This is a genomic window from Cognatitamlana onchidii (genome assembly GCF_004804355.1).
Taxonomy (GTDB): Bacteria; Bacteroidota; Bacteroidia; order Flavobacteriales; family Flavobacteriaceae; genus Cognatitamlana; species Cognatitamlana onchidii.
Window position 1 is genome coordinate 124,793 of sequence record NZ_SRWZ01000003.1, and the last position, 23,535, is coordinate 148,327.

General features: G+C 32.2%; 18 protein-coding genes and 1 pseudogene. 14 read left to right on the forward strand and 5 right to left on the reverse strand.

From position 1 onward, the window contains the following. The first annotated feature begins 24 nt into the window (after positions 1–24). The 3 genes from E5D58_RS06840 (at position 25) to E5D58_RS06850 (ending at position 2,156) form a co-directional block, all read left to right on the forward strand. Positions 25–396, forward strand: a complete 372-nt coding sequence (locus E5D58_RS06840; protein ID WP_136481104.1) for a hypothetical protein — start codon at positions 25–27, stop codon at positions 394–396. Then, complete coding sequence (locus tag E5D58_RS06845) at positions 397–993, forward strand: sugar transferase (RefSeq protein ID WP_168796646.1); 597 nt, start codon at positions 397–399, stop codon at positions 991–993. A gap of 86 nt (positions 994–1,079) precedes the next feature. Then, entirely contained in the window at positions 1,080–2,156 is a 1,077-nt protein-coding gene (locus tag E5D58_RS06850) for a polysaccharide biosynthesis protein (RefSeq protein ID WP_136481105.1), read from the forward strand. Here E5D58_RS06850 and E5D58_RS06855 read toward each other — a convergent pair. Beyond that, positions 2,151–3,326 carry a proline dehydrogenase family protein gene (locus E5D58_RS06855; RefSeq protein WP_136481106.1) on the reverse strand — a complete coding sequence of 392 codons (1,176 nt, stop codon included), beginning with the start codon at positions 3,324–3,326 and terminating at the stop codon, positions 2,151–2,153. The genes E5D58_RS06850 and E5D58_RS06855 overlap by 6 nt on opposite strands. Before the next feature lie 90 nt (positions 3,327–3,416). Here E5D58_RS06855 and aroB point away from each other — a divergent pair, with 90 nt between their 5' ends. Next, on the forward strand, positions 3,417–4,484 hold the full coding sequence (aroB, locus tag E5D58_RS06860) for a 3-dehydroquinate synthase (RefSeq protein WP_136481107.1): 1,068 nt from the start codon (positions 3,417–3,419) through the stop codon (positions 4,482–4,484). A gap of 155 nt (positions 4,485–4,639) precedes the next feature. On the opposite strand, the gene E5D58_RS06865 is transcribed toward aroB, so the two are convergent. From E5D58_RS06865 to E5D58_RS06880, 4 genes are read right to left on the reverse strand one after another with little or no spacing between them, the layout of a single operon-like run. After that, the gene (locus E5D58_RS06865; protein WP_168796647.1) at positions 4,640–7,018 is read right to left on the reverse strand and encodes a GumC family protein; all 2,379 of its coding nucleotides are present in this window, start codon (positions 7,016–7,018) and stop codon (positions 4,640–4,642) included. Between the two features lie 19 nt (positions 7,019–7,037). Further along, positions 7,038–7,805 (reverse strand): polysaccharide biosynthesis/export family protein, encoded by a 768-nt coding sequence (locus tag E5D58_RS06870; protein ID WP_136481109.1) that lies wholly within the window; start codon positions 7,803–7,805, stop codon positions 7,038–7,040. A 45-nt stretch (positions 7,806–7,850) separates the two neighbouring features. Further along, complete coding sequence (locus E5D58_RS06875; protein WP_136481110.1) at positions 7,851–9,803, reverse strand: nucleoside-diphosphate sugar epimerase/dehydratase; 1,953 nt, start codon at positions 9,801–9,803, stop codon at positions 7,851–7,853. Continuing rightward, positions 9,800–10,930, reverse strand: a complete 1,131-nt coding sequence (locus E5D58_RS06880; RefSeq protein WP_136481111.1) for a DegT/DnrJ/EryC1/StrS family aminotransferase — start codon at positions 10,928–10,930, stop codon at positions 9,800–9,802. Before E5D58_RS06880 ends, E5D58_RS06875 begins: the two co-directional genes overlap by 4 nt. 790 nt (positions 10,931–11,720) lie before the next feature. Between E5D58_RS06880 and E5D58_RS06885 the strand changes: the two genes are divergently transcribed. From E5D58_RS06885 to E5D58_RS06930, 10 genes and pseudogenes are all read left to right on the forward strand, one after another. Then, positions 11,721–12,773 (forward strand): NAD-dependent epimerase, encoded by a 1,053-nt coding sequence (locus E5D58_RS06885; protein ID WP_136481112.1) that lies wholly within the window; start codon positions 11,721–11,723, stop codon positions 12,771–12,773. A gap of 119 nt (positions 12,774–12,892) precedes the next feature. Further along, a complete protein-coding gene (locus E5D58_RS06890) occupies positions 12,893–13,876 on the forward strand; it encodes an SDR family oxidoreductase (protein ID WP_136481113.1) in 984 nt (327 codons plus the stop codon). Positions 13,877–13,883: 7 nt separating this feature from the next. Then, positions 13,884–15,263, forward strand: a complete 1,380-nt coding sequence (locus E5D58_RS06895; protein ID WP_136481114.1) for a nucleotide sugar dehydrogenase — start codon at positions 13,884–13,886, stop codon at positions 15,261–15,263. Positions 15,264–15,269: 6 nt separating this feature from the next. Continuing rightward, a complete protein-coding gene (locus tag E5D58_RS06900) occupies positions 15,270–16,550 on the forward strand; it encodes a nucleotide sugar dehydrogenase (RefSeq protein WP_136481115.1) in 1,281 nt (426 codons plus the stop codon). Positions 16,551–16,579: 29 nt separating this feature from the next. Beyond that, positions 16,580–18,088 carry a lipopolysaccharide biosynthesis protein gene (locus tag E5D58_RS06905; RefSeq protein ID WP_136481116.1) on the forward strand — a complete coding sequence of 503 codons (1,509 nt, stop codon included), beginning with the start codon at positions 16,580–16,582 and terminating at the stop codon, positions 18,086–18,088. Positions 18,089–18,438: 350 nt separating this feature from the next. After that, positions 18,439–18,729, forward strand: a pseudogene (locus E5D58_RS15220) (CatB-related O-acetyltransferase); the annotation flags it as partial. Positions 18,730–18,922: 193 nt separating this feature from the next. Next, the gene (locus E5D58_RS06915) at positions 18,923–20,026 is read left to right on the forward strand and encodes a polysaccharide pyruvyl transferase family protein (protein WP_136481118.1); all 1,104 of its coding nucleotides are present in this window, start codon (positions 18,923–18,925) and stop codon (positions 20,024–20,026) included. Between the two features lie 3 nt (positions 20,027–20,029). Continuing rightward, the gene (locus E5D58_RS06920; protein WP_136481119.1) at positions 20,030–21,184 is read left to right on the forward strand and encodes a glycosyltransferase; all 1,155 of its coding nucleotides are present in this window, start codon (positions 20,030–20,032) and stop codon (positions 21,182–21,184) included. A gap of 39 nt (positions 21,185–21,223) precedes the next feature. Further along, positions 21,224–22,330: a glycosyltransferase family 4 protein gene (locus E5D58_RS06925; RefSeq protein ID WP_136481120.1), complete on the forward strand. Its 1,107-nt coding sequence runs from the start codon at positions 21,224–21,226 to the stop codon at positions 22,328–22,330. Next, positions 22,330–23,532 (forward strand): glycosyltransferase, encoded by a 1,203-nt coding sequence (locus E5D58_RS06930; RefSeq protein ID WP_136481121.1) that lies wholly within the window; start codon positions 22,330–22,332, stop codon positions 23,530–23,532. The genes E5D58_RS06925 and E5D58_RS06930 overlap by 1 nt, the downstream gene beginning before the upstream one ends. Positions 23,533–23,535 lie beyond the last annotated feature (3 nt).

Consider the following 23,535-nt stretch of genomic DNA (forward strand, 5'->3'; position numbering starts at 1 on the left):
ACAGACTACCTCTAAACTCTTTCGATGAAACTTATTCAACGCATTGGCTATTACCTTGGCGGATTTTCAATGGGATTAATTATACTAGCTTTTTTTCTTAACGGAAAAAAAACATCATGTAGTTATGGTCCCGAATCAAGAGTTCTAAAAAACATAACAACTAAAAAGATGCTATTCAATGAAGTTAGTCAAAGGTGTATTCATGAACACGCCTTTGACACTGCTACTATTCGAACTTCAATAAAAAAAGGAAATATTAATTTCTCAAAAAGCAGTCCAAGAAATAAGCCTTGTGGTATTTATTTAGTAAATGCGCAAATAAACGAATACGACGTTTTACTAACTATTGAAAATTGTGATAGCATTGCCAATATTACCAACTTAAAACTCAAATAAATGTTGCTAAAACGTTGTTTTGATTTGTTTTTTTCAATTTTTGGTCTTTTAGTGCTACTTCCGGTATTACTGGTGATAGCAATTATCATAAAAATAGACTCTAAAGGTCCTGTTTTGTTCGTGCAACCCCGCGTTGGAAAGGATAATGTAGATTTTAATATTTATAAATTCAGAAGCATGCGTATTCAATCGGATAAAAATGGTCTACTAACTTTAGGAAATAATGATTCTAGGATTACAAAGGTTGGATACTTCCTTAGAAGATATAAAATTGACGAATTCCCTCAATTAATAAACATTATACAAGGTGATATGAGTTTTGTTGGACCTAGACCAGAATTAAGGCATTATGTCAATTATTATTCCGAGGGTGATATGGCAATATTTAAAGTTAGGCCGGGCATAACAGGGCTAGCTTCGTTAAAGTATAGAAACGAGGTTGAACTATTAAAAGCTGCTGAAGATCCTGAAAAGTTTTTCATTGAAACCATTATTCCTGATAAATTAAAATTCAACAAGGAGTATATAAGGAGGCAAAATTTTGTTTTTGACCTTAAACTTATTGGACTTACCATAATTAAAGTTATAACGAAATAATAGCATACTCTTATTTTTCATATTTGGCATAGAAACGAATTATTCATATTTTGGAGCCTTAGAAACAAATCCCCAAAGGCCCCAATATGAATAAAGTCAAGGCTCAATATATAGATGAGTTGCTAGACGAATCTCAACTGTTTTCGACTAAAAATCACTTGAAGGCCAATATCGAGTTGTTTGATTTTTCTGAAGAGACCATTCTTGTAACGGGCGCTGCTGGCTCTATTGGGAGTGAATTATGCAACCAATTAAAGTATACACCATTTAAACAACTTATACTTGTTGATATTGCAGAATCTCCTCTATATAGTTTGATTAAAAATTTTGAATTTAATAATTGTAACAATATTAAATTCTTGGTTTTGAACATTACCGATAGAATTTCAGTTACTCATTTGTTTGAAACTTATAAACCTACAATGGTTTTCCATACAGCAGCCTATAAGCATGTTCCCTTAATGGAGCAAAACCCTTACGAGGCGGTAAAAGTTAATGTGTTCGGGACAAAGTCATTGGCCGATTTATCAGTAAAATACCATATTAAAAAGTTTATTTTTATTTCTACAGATAAGGCTGTAGACCCTGTTAGCATTATGGGAATGACAAAAAAAATTGGTGAAAATTATTTAAGAAGTTTGAGTAAGAGCAAACAGACTTTATTCCTAATAGCCAGATTTGGAAACATTATAGGGTCCAACGGCTCTTTAATTCCTTTGCTAAAAAGACAGATAGAACTAAAGTTACCTATCACAATTACTGATAAAAACATGACGCGTTTTTTTATAGGTAAGACGAGAGCGTGCCATTTAATTATCAAACTTAGTACTCTTAAATCTTCTGGAAGGAACTTATTTACCTTTAAAATGGGGGACGCTGTTAATATTATGGATGTTTTGGATAGGTTGTTATTAAAATACAATTACGAAAGAGAAGATATAAATATTAAGTATATTGGGCTAAGACCGGGAGAGAAACTTCACGAGCAATTAACATCAAAAGAAGAAAGTTTAATCCCAACACATCTTAGTGATATTTTCAGTGTACAGATACCTGAGACAAATACAAACACACCAATGGATATTAACAAACTAGATAAAGCGTCTCCTTATATGTCTAATTTAGAGATAAAAACACTTCTAAAAAAACATTTAAAATTATAAATGTTTTCTACGTTTTTTTTCTTTTGAAAGTAAGGCTAGTTCCCTCCCAGTTTGTCCAGCTACCGATGTGTTTTCTTCTGCCCTTCTAATAAGATATGGCATGACATCCTTTACTGGACCGAACGGCATATACTTAGCTACGTTATAACCTTGATTTGCTAAATTATAACTTATGTGGTCGCTCATTCCGTACAATTGACCAAACCAAACCCTAGGATCGTTGTTTAGAATCTTCTTTTCTTTCATTAAATCCATTAGTAAATATGAACTATCTTCGTTATGCGTTCCTGCAAACAAGGCTATTTTATTAAGGTGATTTATAATGTATTTAAGCCCTTCATCAAAATTTTCGTCGGTTAACGCTTTAGTTCTGCAGATTGGGGACTCATAGCCAAATGTTGCTGCTCTTTCATTTTCTTTTTCCATATAAGCGCCTCTTACCACTTTAAAGCCAAGAAAATAATTTCCTTTCAAAGCATTTTCATATTCTTTCTCTAGAAATGCTAACCTATCATGCCTATACATTTGCAAAGTGTTAAACACAACAGGTTTTTCCGTATTATACTTTCTCATCATTGCAGTAACCAAGTTGTCAGCTGCCTCTTGCATCCAACTTTCTTCAGCATCAATAAGTACAGAAACATTATAATCCCGTGCCTTAGAACAAACTTGCTCAAACCTATCTGCTATACGTTCCCATTCTCGATCTTCAAGGTTCGAGAGCTTATCTCCTCTGCTCACCTTTTCATATAGTTCAAAACGACCAAATCCTGTCGGCTTAAACACCGCTATAGGAATGGCATCAAGATCTTTGGCAAACTCTATAATATTTAAAATTTTGTCTTTTGCAGCATCAAACTCTTTTTCATCGTTCTTTCCTTCAACAGAATAATCTAAAACTGCGCTTACTCCTTTGGCATACATCCTTTCAATAACAGGTAAACAATCTGTTTCGTTAACACCTCCACAAAAATGATCAAAAACAGTGGACCTTATTAGCCCTTCAATAGGTAAATTAGCTTTTATTGCAAAATTAGTAGCAGCTGTACCAATGCGAACTAACGGTTCTATGGAGATCATTTTAAATAGAAAGTATGCTCGTTCTAGTTCGGAATCCGATTTAAGAGCAAAGGCAATTTCCGTATTATCAAAAATTAATGCTGTTTTCATTTAAATATTTTAAACAAAGATAATTATTGGGATTCTATCATATTATATAAAATCTCCTTAATTTCACAGCCGAAAATTAATATTGATTTTATGGACTCTATAAAGGCAAATGATAGCATTATTCATTTTAACGAAAACTGCTACATTGGGATAAATAAGCATTTAGAAAACAAGAATTTTTCTAAAATTTTCATTTTGGTTGACGAAAATACGCATCAATATTGCTTATCGCAATTTTTAGAAAAGTTGCATACAACGGTTTCTATTGAAATCATTGAAATAGAATCAGGAGAAGAAAATAAAAATATTGATACCTGCATGGGAGTCTGGAATACCCTTTCAGAATTAGATGCAGATAGAAAAAGCCTTTTGATTAATATTGGGGGTGGTGTAATTACTGATTTAGGAGGTTTTGTTGCTTGCACTTTCAAGCGTGGAATTGCTTATATAAATGTACCCACTACCCTGCTGTCAATGGTAGATGCCTCCGTCGGTGGTAAAACAGGTGTAGATTTGGGGTCTTTAAAAAATCAAATCGGAGTAATCAGTAATCCTGATTTGGTTCTTATTGATACAAAATTTTTGAATACATTACCAAAAAACCAAATGCAATCTGGCCTTGCTGAAATGCTTAAGCATGGCTTGATTACGGGTGAAAAATATTGGGGCAAATTCAAAGATTTGTCTGAACTATCTCTTGAAGATTTAGATGGATTAATTTATGATTCCGTTGTCATCAAAAAAAATGTTGTTGAAGCAGACCCATTTGAAGATGGATTGAGAAAAACATTAAATTTTGGGCATACATTAGGTCATGCTATTGAATCCTATTTCTTAAGTAAAGCCGAAAAAACTTCTTTATTGCATGGTGAGGCTATAGTAATTGGTATGATCTTAGCCTGTTATATTTCTTCTGAATTAACTGAGTTCCCAAAAGAACTTTCTAATGAAATTAAAGAGCTTTTGACTAGTTACTATGGGAAAGTTGAGATTCACCAAAATGATTATGCCCCTATTATTGACCTTTTAAAATATGACAAGAAAAATAATCATGGTAACATAAACTTCGTCTTGTTAGAAGCTATAGGCAGATGTAAAATCGATTGTATTGTGCCTGAAAAGACTATACTAGATGCTTTTAAATATTATTCTGAATAAAATTAGGGTGTTTATGTTTAGTTTATTATTCAAAAGTTTTTGCAAATATAAAAAGCTATATAGCTGTTTCGTTTTAGCGAATACTATAACGCTAATACTTTTTTAAATAATAAAAGTGCAAGTGCTAACCTCAAGAGAAGTGGAAGAAAACTGATTTACTTTTTTACAGAAAATCTACCAAAAAAACTTTTTCTCTCAGGTTTACCATAGTAGCCGTATTTTGCGCCATATCCAAAATTAGACTCCTTCACATCGTTTACAACAAACATCATTTTATTTAGTTTATTTTCTTGATGCAATTCTTTAGCAAAATTCAGAATACGTTTTTCAGTATACCCTGCTCTTACAAGATAAATTGTATACGACGCATATTCACTTATCAACAAGGTATCAGTAACTAGCATTGATGGAGCGGTGTCCACTATTACTACATCATACTGATTGGACACTACGTCAAATAGATTTTTCATTCTATCTCCCATAAGGAGTTCAGCCGGGTTAGGGGGAATTTTACCAGACAACATAATGTCAATTTCTATATCATTTATTTTATAGGTATTAATGATTTCATCAAGTGAAAGATTGGTATCAGCCAAATATTCAGATAAGCCGAATTTAGACTCAACTTCAGTTTTTGTTTTAATTGCTGAATATATCTGAGGGTTGCGCAAATCTGCACCAATTAATAGAACTTTATTTCCTGAATTTGATGAAGTCAACGCTGTATTCAAACTTACAAAAGACTTTCCTTCTCCATTTATCGTTGATGTAACAAAGAACACGTTTCTTTGACTAACAGATTCTTTGTTTGTTTTTCTAATAAAATCAAAATTTGTTTTAATAATTCTAAAAGACTCAGACAGAATCGATCTATCGTTCTTTTTTATAAGATTTTTATCGCCTCCTTTAACGTTAGGAATTTCCCCTAGAACAGGTATGGTATAAATCTCATTTTGCAAATCTTCTTTGTTATGGATTTTTGTATCCAGTAAGTCAACAATATATATCACGAGGAAAGGGATGAGAAAGCCTACAAAAATAGCTCCAAAATAAGTTACCATTTTGTTTCCAGAAACTGGTCCCAAATCATAAGCTGGCTCTATTATTTTTGCACTTGGTAGTGTTGTGGTTTGAGATATTTCAGCTTCTTCTCTTTTTTGAAGTAGATATAGGTATAGTTGTTCTTTTATACTTTGCCTTCTTCCTATTGATAATAATTTGCTTTCCTGAACAGGAACAGATGATATTTTAGAATTAAGAGCACTAAGTTGATTCTGTATTCCTCTAATTTGAATATTTAGAGTATTAATGTTATTATCAATGCTAATAGCCAAATTGTCTTTAATAGAATTTAAGGTTTCATTAAGCTGTAAAACGACAGTATTGTTTTCACCAGCACTTTTTAAAACTGATCTCCGCTGCTCTAAAAGTTCATTATACCTAGTTGATAAACCAATAATTGTAGGATCTTCTCCCCCCAAATTTGAAGGCAAGTTTTCATAATTATTGTTATTCAGTTTATTTTTCATGTAATTCAACATATTCAGTTGAATTTTCAATTGTTGAAGCTGTTGCTCTCCTGTTAGGCTAGAGGATGCCAAGTTTCCGCTCTTCGAAGATATGTCAGTAATTTTATTGGCTGATTTATACCTAACAATACTGTCTTCAACGTTAATCAAGTCTTGTGCTATTGATTGTACCCTCTGATTTATAAAATTAGCCGTATTTTGAGATCTTAATTTACTTTTCTTTAAAGTTGATAAGTTGTACTCATCAATAAGCGTATTTATTATATCAATGGCCTTTTTTGAAGTATGATCTTCTAGATATATATCAACGACTTTAGATCCTTTCGATCCAGAAGGAAATACGGCAATTCTATTTTTAAGTGATTCAGCAAGTAATTGAACTGGTGTTATTTTTACCTTAAGATTAGAACCAATAAACTGAAATACCCCATTATTATTATCATCCGAAATAATCATCCCTCCAAAATTTGTAGGAACAGTATCATTAATCTTATAGGTTTTATAATCATCACTTTCATCAACTTTATACCCAAAGCTTTTATCAGATATAACATTTAAATAAAATTGGGCATTCGTGCGTTCAATAATTGAATCGGACTCAATAAAATTTATTTTAAGTCTGTTATTTCCATAAATTTCAGATTCATTAATGTTACCAACAGCAAACACCTGAACATTTAAATTCAGTTTTTTTACAATGTTTCTCATGAAACTTCTAGAACGAATGACTTGTATTTCATCTTCAACCTGAGAATTATCTTGCTCAGACAAAATTGATAAATCTTTAAGAACAGAATTACCGGAGTTATTTTCATTGTCTAAAAGTAAAATTTTAGCCGTGGCCGAGTAAAGCGGAGTTGTATATCGTTCTTTTAAATATCCTAAAGCAAAACAGAATAATATACTAAAGACAAACCATTTCCAATGTTTTAAGTATAGTAGAATACTTTTTTTTAAATCAAACCTTTCATGTATTCGTCCACCTGAATTTGTTCTATCATTCATAAAAAACATTTCAACTTAATTATCTTGTAAACAATAACCCAATGGTTATAGCCAATCCAAGCAATGATGCAAACACCCCAATTCTAGCATCACCTGATGCTCTACTTACCCCAAAACTATTGGGTTCAACGTAAACTACATCGTTCTGTGTTAAATAATATACAGGAGAATTAAAAACTTCCTTGCTTGTTAAATCAATACGTGTGTAAGTCTTAGCACCATTAAAATTCCTTATCACTAATACGTTATCTCTCTTCCCCGTAATATCTAAGTCTCCTGCTGCTGATAAAGCTTCTAATATTGATATCCGTTCTCCTGTTACTGGGTATACTCCTGGATTATTGACTTGCCCTAGTACTGTAATTCTATAATTACTTATTCTTAAAATAACCACTGGATCTTTCAGCAATTTACCCTCTTCAAACTTCTTTTTAAATAGTTGCTTTGCCTCTTCAACGGTCAGACCTTCCAATTTAACTTTTCCTAATACAGGATAATCAATGTTCCCTTCGGAATCAATAAGATAATTAATTAATGAGCCTGTTCCATTCCCTATAGATTCAACTAGGTTATATGGCTGTGTTACAGATAAATCAGGCGTGGATATGTAAATATTGACGATGTCTCCAACTTTTAATCTGGCATTAAAAGTCTCTGTGTCTACTATAGTTTCAGAATCTTTTACATTTTGGAAGTATAGTATATCCTTCTTTGTTGAACATGAAGTAAAAATTGAAAACAAAACTATTGCATATACAAGTTTGGTCAGAGAACAAAATATTTTCATTCTAATTTATGATTTGGGAGGGAAGTTACTAAAATTTTCGATTAATTAGATGTTACCATAATTCTTTTCAACACTAGACTGCGTTAAGCCTTTAGCCTTTTTATAGATTTGAACACGTTTGTCAAATTTTTCGTAACTAGAATTATTGGACTTATATTCTGGGATTAACCGTTTCATTTTCATAACAATATTATTGTTTTGAAAACGATTCGTGATACATAATTCTTCTATATCGGCCTTAACCTTGGCATGCTCTAATTCTCTTGTTTTGCTAATCATAATTTTTTTATGATATGTGGACAATGTGTTTTCTCCATTAGCCAATAACTCTTCATATAGCTTTTCTCCTGGTCTCAATCCAGTTATTTTTATATCAATATCTTCTGGGTATCTTAACCCAGACAGCTTAATCATGTTTTTCGCTAAATCAAATATTTTTACCGATTCGCCCATATCGAAAATAAATAATTCACCTCCTTTGCCCATAGTGCCTGCCTCCAAAACTAACTGGCATGCCTCAGGTATGGTCATAAAGTACCTAGTAATATCCCTATGAGTTAATGTTAGTGGTCCTCCATTTTCAATTTGCTTTTTAAATAAAGGAATTACAGAGCCATTAGAACCTAAAACATTTCCAAATCTAGTCGTTATAAACTTGGTCTTACTCTCTTTTTGAAGACATGTGATATACATTTCAGCCATACGCTTTGTTGCCCCCATAACGCTAGTTGGATTTACAGCTTTATCAGTAGAAACAAATACAAATTTCTTTATATTATATCTGGAGGCGGTATCGGCTAGCAATTTAGTACCATTAACATTAATCTTAATAGCTTCATATGGCGTTTGTTCCATTAACGGCACATGTTTATATGCCGCAGCATGAAAGACCATACTTGGCTTGTAGTCTTGAAAAATAGCGTCAATTCTCAATCCATCTCTTATATCGGCAACAATAGCTTTGAAATTGAATTTTCCTGAGCGCTTTAAATCTTGTTGAACATCATACAAAGGAGATTCTGCTTGATCAACTAATATGAGTTGCTTAACATCTAAATTGGATAATTGTTTTACAATTTCACTTCCTATGGAGCCTGCAGCACCTGTTACTAGTATTGTTTCTCCTCTAAATTCATTATACAAGTTAGGATTGTCTATCTCAATGGGTGCTCTGCCTAATAAATCTTCAATCTGAACATTTTTTATTTGTTTAGTATTCAATTCGCCCTGCACCCATTCCTCTACAGGCGGTATCTTGGTAATTTTTATATTACTTCCTTCTAATAAATCAACTAGACTCAATAATCGTTCTGGAGCTAATGTTTGAGTTGCTACAATAATTTCTTCTAGTTTATTTTTGATGGCAAACTCCAATGAAATCTGTTTGCTACTTAAAATAGAAAGACCATTTATTTTTTTTCCTTTTTTTAATGGGTTGTCGTCAATAAAGCCCACAACATCATAAGCCAAATTAGTATTGTTAATAAGGGCATTGTAAGTAATTATTCCTGAGTCTGCTGCACCGTAAATCAAAACGCGTTTCACAGCATTAATTTTACATTTTAAATGCTTGTAAATCATTTTAAAAGCAAGTCTACTTGCGCTAAGCAAAACAAAACTCAACAAAGCATGCATAATAAGAATAGAAAGCGGAATAGTAAAACTAGGCACAACATTAAATATTCTATTTAATAGTACAAACAGGGTACATAATATAGTCATCAAGCCGACCGCTTTAAATAGATTTACAACATCTGTAAATCCAGTATGTCTTATAACACTTTTAAAAGAGCCAATTAAAAGAAAACTAAACGAAGCAATTACCATAAGAAACGGTATTTGCAATATAAAATGGGTCAACTCAAAATTTAAAGTAAAATTAAACCTTATTAAATATGCAAGTAAAAAAGTAAATATTATAATATTTAAATCTATCGCAAAAACAAGCCATTTGGAGGCGTATTTTTGCGTTATAAGTGTAAAGTACTTGTTCATCATAAATTTGAGGTTTTTCTTATTAAATCAACAATTCTTTGAAGTTGATTCTCTGTTAAATTAGAACCACTAGGCAAACAAAGTCCTTTTTCAAACAAATCTGCTGAAACATCATTAGTATAACTGGTATTGTCTTTAAAAACAGGTTGCATGTGCATGGGTTTCCATAAAGGCCTGGACTCAATCTCATCTTGTTGTAATAGTAAACGAATCTGCTCTCTTTGTTCAAAGGACTCAGTGAGGATACAAGTAATCCACCTATTAGAGAACATGCCATTTGGCTCATCTAAAAACCTTATGGATGATATATCGGATAAAGCTGCTTTATAAAACTCATAATTAAATCTTCTTGCCTCAACTCTTTTACCTAAAACCTCCATTTGCCCTCTTCCAATGCCTGCTAAAACATTGCTAAGTCTATAATTGTAACCAATATTAGTATGTTGATAATGAGCAGCCTTATCGCGCGCTTGCGTAGCTAAAAACACAGCTCTGTCTTTATCGTTTTCATTATGTGCTATAAGTGCACCTCCTCCAGAGGTTGTAATAATTTTATTTCCATTAAAGGATAAAACACCATATTTTGATAAGGTTCCACAGGCTTTCCCAAAATAAGTGCTGCCTAAAGCTTCAGCACTATCCTCTATTACTGGTATATTATACTTAGCCGATAAAGCATTTATCTCTTTAACCTTGTAAGGCATTCCGTATAAGTGAACAGCTATTATAGCTTTTGGTTTTTTATGATTTTCAATTCGATCCTTTATCGCTAACTCAAGCAGTTCTGGACATATATTCCAGGTGTCTTTTTCACTATCAATAAATATTGGTTTAGCTCCAAGATATGTAATTGGATTAGCCGAAGCAGAAAATGTAAAACTTTGGCATAAAACTTCATCGCCTCGCGAAACACCGCATAGCTCCAGTGCTAAATGTATAGAAGCTGTTCCCGAACTTAGCGCGGCTACATGCGCTCCTTCTCCTAAAAACCTTTCTAAATCTTGCTCAAAACCGATAACATTGGGGCCTAAAGGAGCAATCCAATTTGTATCAAAAGCTTCATTTACAAATTTTTGTTCTGAACCTCCCATGTGAGGAGATGATAAGTATATCTTAGTTTTCGTTAGCATTAGTTTTTGTTACTTTACGACATGACCCATCTGTCGAGTTCTTTCACTCAATCCTAGATTTATCAAAATATCTTTGGTAATTTTATTTTTCCCTCTAAACATAAAACAAAATCAATTGCTTTTTATAACAAATACCCATATCTAACCTTTAAAAAAACGATATCAACAATCTTGATATAATTTGAGAGTTTTAAATAATTTTTAAAGCTTAAATACAATTAAATTAATATGCTATTAATCAATTCAATTTTGTTTTCACCCTGTAAATTTAATAATTGTTTTAATCCATGAGATCTTCTTAACTTATAATTCGCTAAAAGCATGGTTAAATTCGGTTAAATACATGCCATATTTTGCATAAAGGTAAAAAAGACCGATAATCGAAATTTACTAAGGCATATTAAATACACTGGTTAAGTATGTGCTTCGCACTATTTGGGTGAATTGTAAGGGAGCTATCTTTAAGGTTGTTAATTGTTTTATTCGGCTCTGCATAAAGTTATAATCTTATAAGTAATGAAATTTTGAAAGTCAAAAAAACATAAAACATTGATTATGTGATTTTTAAATAAAGTTATATTATTGATTTATTCACATAAAAGTTAATTGTGCAATAATGACATTTATACAACAATACTTGCTGAAGCAAGACATACATTTTATCGACACTTCTTGCAATACCCTCAAGTTTATCGGTAAAAACAAAAACTTAGTATATATCCTTGATTTTTTACAATTTAATTTCACATATTTGCGAAACGATTAAAACTACTACTAATAATACCTGCTCATGGCTTTTCAAAACGAAAAAAATCATAATAAGAAAGTTCTTGTTACAGGTGCAGCGGGCTTCATAGGGTTTTATGTTACTAGGCTTTTATTAAAACAAGGCTTTAAAGTTGTAGGCCTCGATAACCTCAATGATTATTATGACGTAAACTTGAAACTTGCTAGACTGAAAGAATTAGGGGTTATTGATAATACTGTTGCTTTTAATCAGGTATATAAAAGTGCTAGTTATTCCAATTTTTCATTTGTAAAAATGAATTTGGACAATCGCACAACACTCCCGCAACTGTTTAAAGATAAAAATTTTGATATTGTTTGTAATCTTGCTGCTCAAGCGGGTGTAAGATATAGCCTGGAGAACCCTGAGCCTTATGTTGATTCGAATGTTGTTGGTTTTTTGAATTTACTTGAATGTTGCAGACACTTTAATATAAAGCATCTAGTTTATGCCAGTAGTTCAAGTGTATATGGATTGAATAAGAACGTACCTTTTTCCACTAAAGATAATGTAGATAATCCGATAAGTTTGTATGCTGCAACAAAAAAGAGTAATGAACTCATGGCCCACACGTACAGTCACCTATTTAATATCCCAACAACGGGTCTACGCTTTTTTACCGTATACGGACCCTGGGGAAGACCAGATATGGCTATGTTTTTGTTTACCGATGCCATTGTGAAAAACAAAACTATTAAAGTTTATAACTACGGAAATATGGAACGTGACTTTACTTATATTGACGATATTGCAGAAGGTATTGTTCGCGTTATTAATACACCCGTTATGCTAAGGCGGGATAGAAAAGAAATTTATAAGATTTATAATATAGGAAATAATAAGTCGGTAAAATTACTTGATTTTATTAAGCAGATAGAGTTAAATTTAGGTAAGGAAGCTAAGAAGAGTATGCTTCCAATTCAACCTGGGGATGTTGAGCGTACATGGGCTAATGTCGATGACTTGATAAGAGATTATGATTACCACCCAGACACATCTATAGAGGAAGGCGTAAAGAAGTTTATAGATTGGTATAAGGGCTATTACACAGTTTAATTTTATAATAGCGCGAAATGATCTTTATCGTTCAAAACATTCATTTAGTATAATAAAATATGGTTTTAAGCAATTATTTTTAATATTTGCAGAAGCTATTATGAATAAACCCCAATTAAATGTTCGAACATCTACAAAATAAGACTGTACTGGTTACAGGAGGTGCCGGTTTTATAGGTTCAAATCTTTGTGAAACATTACTTGTTAATAAAGTTAAAACGGTTTGTCTAGATAATTTCTCCACAGGTAAGAGAGAAAACATACTACCTTTTCTTGATGATAATAATTTTAAACTGATAGAGGGTGATATTAGAAATCTAAAAGACTGTCATGAAGCATGTAACGATGTGGATTATGTTTTGCATGAAGCTGCCTTGGGGTCTGTCCCAAGATCGATTAAAGACCCGATAACAACAAATGATGTTAATGTTTCTGGGTTTTTAAACATGTTGGTGGCCGCTCGTGATGCTGGTGTAAAGCGCTTTGTGTATGCTGCTAGTTCTTCAACATATGGCGATCATGAAGCCTTACCCAAGGTCGAAGAAGTTATTGGAAAACCACTTTCTCCATATGCGATTACAAAATATGTAAATGAACTTTATGCTGATATATTTCAAAAAACCTATGGGTTAGATACCATTGGTTTGCGCTATTTTAATGTATTTGGTCGTCGACAAGATCCAAACGGGGCTTATGCGGCTGTTATTCCTCTTTTTGTTAAACAGCTTATAAATCATAAGTCACCGATTATAAACGGTGATGGTAGTTATTCTCGGGATTTTACGTATATAGATAATGTGGTTCAAATGAACATACTTGCCTTAACAACAGAAAATCAAGAAGCATTAAATACAGTATATAACGTGGCCTATGGAGAAAGAACGACATTATTAGATTTAACAGATTCTCTTAAAAAACATCTTTCTAACTTTGATGAATCCATTCAAGGAATCTCGATTAAACATCGTGACAATAGAGTTGGCGATATCCCCCATTCATTAGCATCAATTGACAAAGCAAAAAAATTATTGAACTACAACCCTAAATACAATATTGATAAAGGCTTAGAAGAAGCTATTAGCTGGTATTGGAAACACTTATAGAAAAAAAATGGAAATAACCAAAATATGCTGTATCGGTGCTGGTTACGTTGGTGGTCCTACTATGGCTGTTATTGCAAAAAAAAATCCAAACATAAAAGTAACCATTGTAGATATAAACCAAAAAAGAATAGATGCATGGAATGATTCAGACGCTTCTAAATTGCCAATTTACGAGCCTGGTTTAGCTGAAATAGTTAAAGAAACCAGAGGTAAAAACTTGTTTTTTTCTACTAATATAGATCAGGCAATTAATGAATCTGAAATGATCTTTATATCTGTAAACACACCTACCAAAACCTATGGAAAAGGAAAAGGTATGGCAGCAGATTTAAAATATGTTGAACTTTGTGCAAGAAACATCGCCGATGTTGCAAAGTCTGATAAGATAGTCGTTGAAAAATCCACATTACCTGTTAGAACCGCGCAGGCTATAAAAAGTATCTTAGATAATACGGGAAGCGATGTGAAGTTTGATATATTATCGAATCCAGAATTTTTAGCAGAAGGAACTGCCATAAATGACTTATTAAACCCTGACCGGGTACTCATTGGTGGAGAGTCTGAAGAGGCTATAGAGCATTTAGCAACTATATATGGTAGTTGGGTAGCTCAAGAGAAGATTTTAAGGACGAATGTTTGGTCCTCCGAGTTATCCAAACTTACTGCAAACGCTTTTTTAGCACAACGTATTTCTTCAATCAATGCGATATCAGAATTATGTGAAAAGACAGAAGCCAATGTTAATGAAGTAGCAAAAGCCATTGGGATGGATTCTAGAATTGGTTCTAAATTCCTAAAAGCATCAGTTGGTTTTGGTGGCTCTTGCTTTCAAAAAGACATATTGAATCTAGTATACATTGCTAGAAGTTATAATTTGGAGGAGGTGGCAGATTATTGGGAACAGGTTATAACACTAAACGATCATCAAAAAAAACGTTTTGCAGATAATCTAATTAGTACGCTCTATAATACCGTCTCAGGAAAAAAAATTGGATTTTTAGGCTGGGCTTTTAAAAAAGACACAAACGATACTAGAGAATCCGCAGCCATATATGTTGCAGATTACCTTTTGAACGAACAAGCAATTATTACGGTCTATGATCCTAAAGTTTCGAATGAAAAAATACAACAAGATTTGAATTATTTGAACACAAGATCTGAAGCGGAAAACAGCAAATTGATTCGAGCCGCTGAAACACCCTATGAAGCTTTAAAAGATGTTCATGCTGTGGCTATAATGACAGAATGGGATGAATTTAAACGCTATGATTGGAAAAAAATATACAAAGAAATGAAAAAGCCTGCTTTTATTTTTGATGGTAGAAATATTCTGGATAAATCAGAAATGCAAAAAATAGGCTTTAAATATGCTTCAATTGGACAATAAAATACCATGGAAATAAAAAAAATAACTATTATAGGCTTAGGGTATGTAGGCTTGCCTTTGGCTCGTTTGTTCGCTACAAAATATGCAGTAGTTGGTTTCGATATTAATGAAAAGAGAATTAGTGAATTACAACAAGGTAAAGACACGACGTTGGAGGTTGAAGATGACGTTTTAAAGGCTGTATTAAAAGATACTGACGATTCTAATAAAGGTTTGTATTGTTCGTCTAATATCCAAGATATCAAGGATTCTAACTGCTATATTATTACGGTGCCAACGCCCATAGATAAAAATAATAGACCAGATTTAACACCGTTGTATAAATCGAGCGAGACTGTTGGAAAAGTTCTGAAAAAAGGAGATATCGTAATTTACGAATCTACCGTTTATCCTGGGGTAACAGAAGATGAGTGCGTACCTATTTTAGAAAAAACAAGCGGACTTAAATTTAATACAGATTTTTATGCAGGTTACTCTCCAGAACGAATTAATCCAGGCGATAAACTACATACTGTAGAAAAAATACTAAAAGTAACAGCTGGTTCCACTCCTGATATTGGTAAGAAGGTGGATGCTTTATATAATAGTGTGATAGAAGCAGGCACTCACCTTGCTCCTACTATAAAGGTTGCCGAAGCAGCTAAAGTTATTGAAAACTCACAACGCGATATTAATATTGCCTTTGTTAACGAATTGGCTAAAATTTTTAATCTTTTAGAAATAGATACACATGCTGTACTGGAGGCAGCGGCAACAAAGTGGAATTTTTTACCATTTAAGCCAGGTCTTGTAGGTGGGCATTGCATTGGTGTAGATCCTTATTATTTAGCGCAAAAAGCTCAGGAAGTTGGATACCACCCTGAAATAATCCTTGCTGGAAGACGTGTTAATGATGGTATGGGGCAATATGTGGCATCCGAGGTGATTAAATTAATGATTCGAAATGACATCCAAATAAAGAATGCTAATATTTTAGTGCTTGGGGTAACGTTTAAGGAGAATTGTCCCGATGTTAGAAATACTAAGGCTGTTGATGTTATTAATCAACTTAAATCCTATGGAACTAATGTAACGATTTATGATCCATGGGCTAACTCTGTTGAAGTTGAACATGAGTATGGCTTATCAACTCTCAATGTATTACCAAACAGCAAGTTTGATGCTGTCGTACTTATTGTTTCCCATAAGGAGTTTTTAGATGAAAATTTAGAATCCGTATTAAATCCTAATGGCGTTTTATATGATGTTAAAGGTGTTCTTAGTGGAGTAATAAATGGAAGATTGTAATAAATAATTTTAACTAAAAATCAGCTATCTTGAGTCAATTAAAGAAAGGGGCTTTTCTTAATTATGCAACCATTATATTAACTAATGTCGTTGGACTTCTACTTACACCTTTCATATTGAAATCACTTGGAGATGCTGAATACGGTGTCTACACCGTCATTGGGGCGTTAGTTGGCACAATTTCTCTTTTAGACCTAGGTTTAAATAATACTATAGTAAGATTTGTAGCAAAATACAGAGCAGAAAAAGATCGAAAGGGTGAAGAGACATTTTTAGCGACAACGATGCTGATTTACGTGATGATTTCAATCGCGATTATTGTGATTGGAATTATATTTTACAGATATATTGAATCATTCTTCACCAAAATGGATGCTCATGAAATAAAAACTGCAAAAACGATATTTATTTTATTAATTTTCAATCTTTCAATTGGAATACCTGGAGGCAGTTTTCAAGCAATTTGTTACGGTTATGAACAATTTGTTTTTCCAAAATCGCTAAATATTATCCGTTACATAATCAGATCGTTGGTTGTGGTTATCGTTCTTCTTGCTGGGGGTAAAGCTATTGCTTTAGTCTTGATTGATTCGATATTCAACTTAATAATAATAATAATTTTTTTTTATTATATCCATTATAGGCTTAAAGTAAAAATTAAACTTCATAGTTTCAGTAAAACTTTTCTAAAACATATTTTCAGTTATTCAATTTGGATTTTTGTTTATGGAATAGTGGCGCAATTCCAATGGAAAGTTGGTCATATTATACTAGGCAAAATCTGCACTCCCGAAATTTTGGCTATTTATGCTATTGGAATTATGTTGGGTGGTTATTATGGAGCCTTTTCTTCCGCCATAACAAGTGTATTTTTACCAAGAGCTACCCAGATGACAGTTAACAATTCATCCCATGAAGAATTAACCGATATGATGATCAAAATAGGCAGAGTGTCTTTTATTTCACTTCTTTTTATTTTGGGAGCATTTATGCTGTACGGGAAGCAATTTGTTTTTTTATGGGTAGGAAATTCTTATTTTGATTCTTGGCTTATTGCTTTGGTCATTATGTTAGCTTATACTATTCCATTAGTACAGGGGTTTACAGGAGCTTTAATCGAGGCCCAAAATAAAGTAGCATTTAAGTCAATTACCTATTTAATATTTATGATTGTTGGTACAGTTATAGGCTATTTTTTAGCACTAAACTATAAGAGTATTGGAATGATTTCTGGAACAATAATTGGCTGGTTTTTTGCGCAAAATGTAATGAATTATTTTTATTATAAGATACTAAAATTAAATATGCTGAGGTTTTTCAGAGAATTGTTTCAAAGAACTTTAGTCGCTTTCATTATTATTTTGATATTTGGCTATTTATTTAAATTAATACCAGGTGCAGGCTGGCTAAATTTTACTTTAAAGTGTAATTTGTATGCTGTCATATTTGCTCTAGTAATATATAAAATTGGAATGAATGAGTACGAGAAAAACTTGTTTCTTAAAACTTTTGTTAAAATTTTTAATAGAAAATCATGACAACTACTATTCGAAAGATACTTTGGAGAATATTAGGTATTGATTATAATCAAACCCTAAAAATCCACGATTATGTTTTCCTAAAGAATGATAGATATACTAAAATAGGAAAAAAAACATATGATAACGGTGCTTTAGTTTGGAGGTGGACAGATGCAAAACTTAAAATAGGTAAGTATTGCAGTATCGCAAATAATGTAAGATTTATAGTTGATGAGGGGTACCATACTGCACCTAATGTGACTAACTTTCCATTATTCAACAATCTTTTCAAAGAAGAGCTATTGAGGAAAGATTCAAGTAAATATAAAAGCATTCTAAATCAAGTAAAACAAAAGGAAGGCATTACCATAGGCAATGATGTTTGGATTGGCATGGGTGCGTTAATTATGCCTGGCGTTATTATTGGAAATGGAGCAACTATTGGTGCTAATTCAGTAGTAACAAAAGATGTGCCTGACTATGCAGTTGTCGCTGGTTCACCTGCCAAATTAATAAAGTTAAAGTACAGCGAAGAAAATATTTACAAACTTAATAGAATTTGTTGGTGGCACTGGGAAGATCGGCTAGTCAAAGAAAGAATAGAAGATTTCTACATTTCTTCAGATGAGTTTATAAACAAATACTATAATAAAATTTGAAAAATATTGTTTTGTCATAGAATCGCTACAATGCACATTATTAAATTTATTGGATTATGATATGTAAAACATGGATTTGATTTTTTGATTAACTCTGATTTAATCAACAAAGTTACAGTAATCTATCTAGAAAAAAGAATAATCACAAAGAGGCATCTTTAAGAAAATTCAATGAATTAATAAATATTAAATAATGAAAATAAAAACCATAACGTGCCACGAAGTTTATAATCACGGAGCAAGTTTACAGGAACATGCTTTATTAAAATATCTTGATAGCTTGGGGCATCAGTCTGAAGCTATTCATTATAAACCTCCATATTTAGACAAACACCTAAGTTTATGGAATATCTCAAATAATAGATACAAAAAAAATCCGATAATAAAACTAGCATATATTTTAGCAAAACTACCAGTAAGGTTAAGAGACTTAAAACGAAAGAAAGCTTTTGATCGTTTTTCAGAAAACCATATTAAATCAGGAAAGCGTTTATACCAATCAAACCATGAACTCAAGGCAACGTTACCTGAAGCAGATGCTTACATATGCGGCAGTGATCAAATATGGAATTCATTATTTGAAAACGGGAAGGATCCAGCTTTTTATTTAGATTTTGTACCAGAAGACAAATTAAAAATCTCTTATGCTGCTAGTTTTGCTATTGATGATATTGCAGATAACTTGAAGCCCTTTGTGGAAGAAAAAGTCAAACATTTAAATCATGTTTCAGTCCGAGAAACTTCGGCCTTAGATATTCTAAAAAGAATAAACATAGATCAAGCAACACAAGTTCTGGATCCTGTATTCCTATTGGATAAAGAGTATTGGTCTGATAATTTCGTTTTTCCTATTAATGAGAAATACATTTTGATATACGATTTTGACAGTAACGAATTAATTAAAAAAACGGCCCTAAAACTGGCAAGTAAGAATAGGCTCAAGATTTTTACTGTTAATAAGAACATTAATTATGCTGATTCTAACTATTGGTTAAAAGGGCCAGAACATTTTTTATCATTATTAGCAAATGCTCAACTGGTAATTTCAAATTCTTTTCATGCCGTAGCTTTTTCTTTAATTTTTAAGAAGCAGTTTTTGGTTTTTAACAGACAGGAAAAAATAAATACACGTATGAGGGATTTATTATCTCTTTTGAGTATTTCTCATTTAATGATTAATGAATCAAATGCTGACGAGGCTTCTTTACAACCTATTGAATCTTATAAAACCATTAATGAAAGTATAAACAGATCAATTGATATTTCTAAAAAATTTTTAGACGAAGCCTTAAACTAATGTATGAAAAAAGTTGCATTCATAATTGAATCGTTGTATCATGGAGGAGCTGAAAAGAGCTTAGTAACATTGTTAAACCTGTTAGACTACTCCAAGATGGAGGTTGATCTTATTTTGTTTAGAAAAGGGGGTGAATTTGAGAAATTTGTTCCTAAAGAAATCAATATTATTTACACTACTTCATTTCAAAGAATTAGTTTTCCTCGCAAACTATACGGTCGGTTTAAGTACTGGATTATCAAAAAAATACTAAACGACAAAAACTACCACCATGCACAAATATATTGGAGTATCTTTGGAGATTTAATTTCTTCATTCAATAAAAAATATGATGTTGCAATAGCCTATAATCAGGGATTTTCAACTTATTATGTAGCGCAAAAACTCAATGCTGATAAGAAATTCGCATGGCTGAATACTGATTATCAAAAGGCGGGATATGCTATTCAATTTGATTACAAATTTTATACAAGCTTCGAAAAAATTATTTGTGTATCCAAAGAAAACGAATCTGCTTTTGCAGAAGCAAATAAATCAATCGGGAAATCCTTATATACAGATATTATCAAAGATATATCTGATGAACTTCTGATTAAACAAATGAGTAAGGAAAAATTAGACATTGTACTGAGTAAAGACTGTATTAATATTTTAACTGTTGGCAGATTAGCGAAACCTAAAGCTTTGGATTTAGCAATTGAGGCTTGTAGTATCTTAAAAAACAAAGGAGTCAAGCTTAAGTGGTATGTTATAGGTGAAGGATCTGAACGTTCAACTTTGGAAAATGCCATTAAAAATCATCAACTTGAAAATGATTTTCACTTATTAGGATATCGGGATAACCCTTATCCACTCATTAAAGCTTGTGACATTTATGTTCAAAGTTCATTATTTGAAGGCTTAGGCCTAACTGTAATTGAGGCAGCGATTTTACAAAAACCTATAGTTTCTACCAATTTTCCAACGGCCTCTTCCATTATAACACATAATGAGACAGGTTTGATATGTGAAATGAATGCCAATGCCATTGCCGATAATATCAGCATATATATTGAAAATCTAGAATTTAAAGAACGTATAGTTGATGCATTGTCAAAATTAAAAAATAACGATAAAGAAAAGTCTTTACTAGCTTTTTATGATTTACTGCTAAATTAGTGGCAAGGTGTTTTCACCATATTTAATAATGTATTAAAAATGAAAATTCTATATATAACAAACGGTATTAATGGATCTGGTGGTTTAGAACGTGTCTTGTCAATCAAAGCTAGTTATTTGGTTGATAAGCTAGGTTATGAGGTTCATATCATAACCCTAAATCAGAATGATAGCCCTTTGTTTTATGAGTTTAGTAGTAAATTGAAGTACCACAACATCATTGCAAAAGGAAATCCTTTTAGGTATTTTATGGCTTATGTGTCAGGGTTAAAGTCAAAAATCAAGGAATTAAGCCCAGACATCATTTCAGTTTGCGATGATGGCTTAAAAGGTTTTTATGTACCTTATATTATTGGAAAAAATTGTCCTTTAATTTATGAAAGACATGCCTCCAAGAATATCTTTAAAGCACAGGATTATCTCAGCATACTACAAAAAATCAAATTTGGTGTATTACATTGGTTAATGCACATAGGTGGTCGCAGATTTGACGCCTTTGTAGTACTTACCAAGGATAATTTAAATGAATGGAATCTCAATAATTTAAAGGTAATCCCAAACCCTTTATCCTTTTACCCAATAGATAAATCAAATTTAAAGAATAAAAAAGTCATTGCTGTAGGCAACCACGGTTTTCAAAAAGGTTATGATAGATTGATACAAAGTTGGAAAATGGTGCTAGAGAAACACCCGGACTGGCAATTGGAGATATATGGAAAAATAGACAGACAACAGAAACATTTAAAACTGGCTAAAAACTTGGCAATTAATCATAATATACACTTTTACAAGCCTGTTAAGGATATAGATAAAAAGTATAAAGAGGCTTCTATTTATGCTATGTCTTCGCGGTCAGAGGGCTTTGGCATGGTTTTAATTGAAGCAATGGCTTTTGGACTTCCTTGTGTATCTTTTAATTGCCCCTGTGGGCCAAAAGATATTATTTCTAGTGAAGTCGATGGTTTTTTAGTAGAAAACGGTAACATCACTGAGTTTACTAACAAACTTAATCTTTTAATTGAGAATAGGGCGTTGAGACAAAACATGAGTGAACAGGCCAGAATAAAAGCAAAGACTTATTTACCGGAAATAGTAGTTCCCATGTGGCATAATCTTTTTTTATCACTAAATAACATAAACAATTGATGAAAAATATACTATTAATAATGCCCTATGGAAGTGTTGGTGGTATGGAACGTCTGGCTTTGTCTTTTTATAAACATTATAAACTAAAAGGTTATAAAGTAAAGGCTTTAAAATTTATTAAGCTGGATACTGATATCATAAATTTTGATGAGGACGAGTATTATTTAAGTGAAGTAGATTTTCACGGCATGCCAAAACTAAAGCGATTGTCTTTTTATTTTAATGCAGCTAAACGTATCAGGAGAATTATAAAAAAAGAAGAAATAACGCACAGTATTTCATTTGGAGATATGGCCAATTTCTTTAGCGCATTAACCCTTAGTAAAGATTATAAGATAGGGAGTATTCATGCACTGAAAAGCGTCGAATTTACTAGCAAATCATTGCTCAATTCGCTCTTTAAATTAAGTTATAAAACAAGTTATAGGTATTTGGATAAAGTAGTATCTATCAGTAAGGATATCAAAGAAGATTTAGTAAAACATTGTGGTTTTAAATTTCAAGATAAACTAAAGGTTATATATAACCCTCATAATTTAAGCGAAATTAATAGGTTGGCGAAAGAAGAGATAGACAATATGCAAGAGTCTTCTCTCTTCACGGGGCAAACAATCCTGTTTTTAGGACGCTTATCAATTCAAAAATCGCCGTGGCACCTGATTAAAGCTTTTTCTATTGTATTAAAAACACAGCCCAACTCTAATCTGGTTTTTATTGGAGATGGAGATCCCCAGGTTGAAGTCTATTTGAAAAATCTTGTAGATAAACTCGGAATCACTGATAAAATATCATTTTTAGGAAGAAAAAAAAATCCTTATAAATACCTAGCGGTATCAAAAGTACTGGCGCTTTCCTCTCATTATGAAGGGACACCTAATGTAATTGTTGAATCTATTTGTGTTGGCACCCCTATAGTATCATCCTTTTGTACCAGAGGGATAACAGAATTAATGAGTTTCGATAACTACAATGAGATCTATGAGAATGTGACCATGGAATCTGGTATTGTAACGCCTAATCTTTTTAAAGGTCAATTGGGCATTCCTGATAATGATAATTTTACAATTGAGGAAGAGCTATTTGCTGAAGCTTTAACCTCAGTTTTGAGCTCAAATGTATATAAAGATATGTTAGTGCAAAACAAATCAGCTTTACTATCAAAATTTGATATAGAAAAAGTAACCGAAGCCTATCTAAAATAATTA

Bases quoted from the DNA above. Each gene is read 5' to 3' on its own strand.
- E5D58_RS06840 (WP_136481104.1), top strand. From the start codon at position 25: ATGAAACTTATTCAACGCATTGGCTATTACCTTGGCGGATTTTCAATG.
- E5D58_RS06885 (WP_136481112.1), top strand. From the start codon at position 11,721: ATGGCTTTTCAAAACGAAAAAAATCATAATAAGAAAGTTCTTGTTACA.
- E5D58_RS06920 (WP_136481119.1), top strand. From the start codon at position 20,030: ATGAAAAAAGTTGCATTCATAATTGAATCGTTGTATCATGGAGGAGCT.
- E5D58_RS06930 (WP_136481121.1), top strand. From the start codon at position 22,330: ATGAAAAATATACTATTAATAATGCCCTATGGAAGTGTTGGTGGTATG.
- E5D58_RS06845 (WP_168796646.1), top strand. From the start codon at position 397: ATGTTGCTAAAACGTTGTTTTGATTTGTTTTTTTCAATTTTTGGTCTT.
- E5D58_RS06855 (WP_136481106.1), bottom strand. From the start codon at position 3,326: ATGAAAACAGCATTAATTTTTGATAATACGGAAATTGCCTTTGCTCTT.
- E5D58_RS06870 (WP_136481109.1), bottom strand. From the start codon at position 7,805: ATGAAAATATTTTGTTCTCTGACCAAACTTGTATATGCAATAGTTTTG.
- E5D58_RS06875 (WP_136481110.1), bottom strand. From the start codon at position 9,803: ATGATGAACAAGTACTTTACACTTATAACGCAAAAATACGCCTCCAAA.
- E5D58_RS06900 (WP_136481115.1), top strand. From the start codon at position 15,270: ATGGAAATAAAAAAAATAACTATTATAGGCTTAGGGTATGTAGGCTTG.
- E5D58_RS06925 (WP_136481120.1), top strand. From the start codon at position 21,224: ATGAAAATTCTATATATAACAAACGGTATTAATGGATCTGGTGGTTTA.
- E5D58_RS06895 (WP_136481114.1), top strand. From the start codon at position 13,884: ATGGAAATAACCAAAATATGCTGTATCGGTGCTGGTTACGTTGGTGGT.
- E5D58_RS06915 (WP_136481118.1), top strand. From the start codon at position 18,923: ATGAAAATAAAAACCATAACGTGCCACGAAGTTTATAATCACGGAGCA.
- aroB (WP_136481107.1), top strand. From the start codon at position 3,417: ATGGACTCTATAAAGGCAAATGATAGCATTATTCATTTTAACGAAAAC.
- E5D58_RS06880 (WP_136481111.1), bottom strand. From the start codon at position 10,930: ATGCTAACGAAAACTAAGATATACTTATCATCTCCTCACATGGGAGGT.
- E5D58_RS06850 (WP_136481105.1), top strand. From the start codon at position 1,080: ATGAATAAAGTCAAGGCTCAATATATAGATGAGTTGCTAGACGAATCT.
- E5D58_RS06890 (WP_136481113.1), top strand. From the start codon at position 12,893: ATGTTCGAACATCTACAAAATAAGACTGTACTGGTTACAGGAGGTGCC.
- E5D58_RS06865 (WP_168796647.1), bottom strand. From the start codon at position 7,018: ATGAATGATAGAACAAATTCAGGTGGACGAATACATGAAAGGTTTGAT.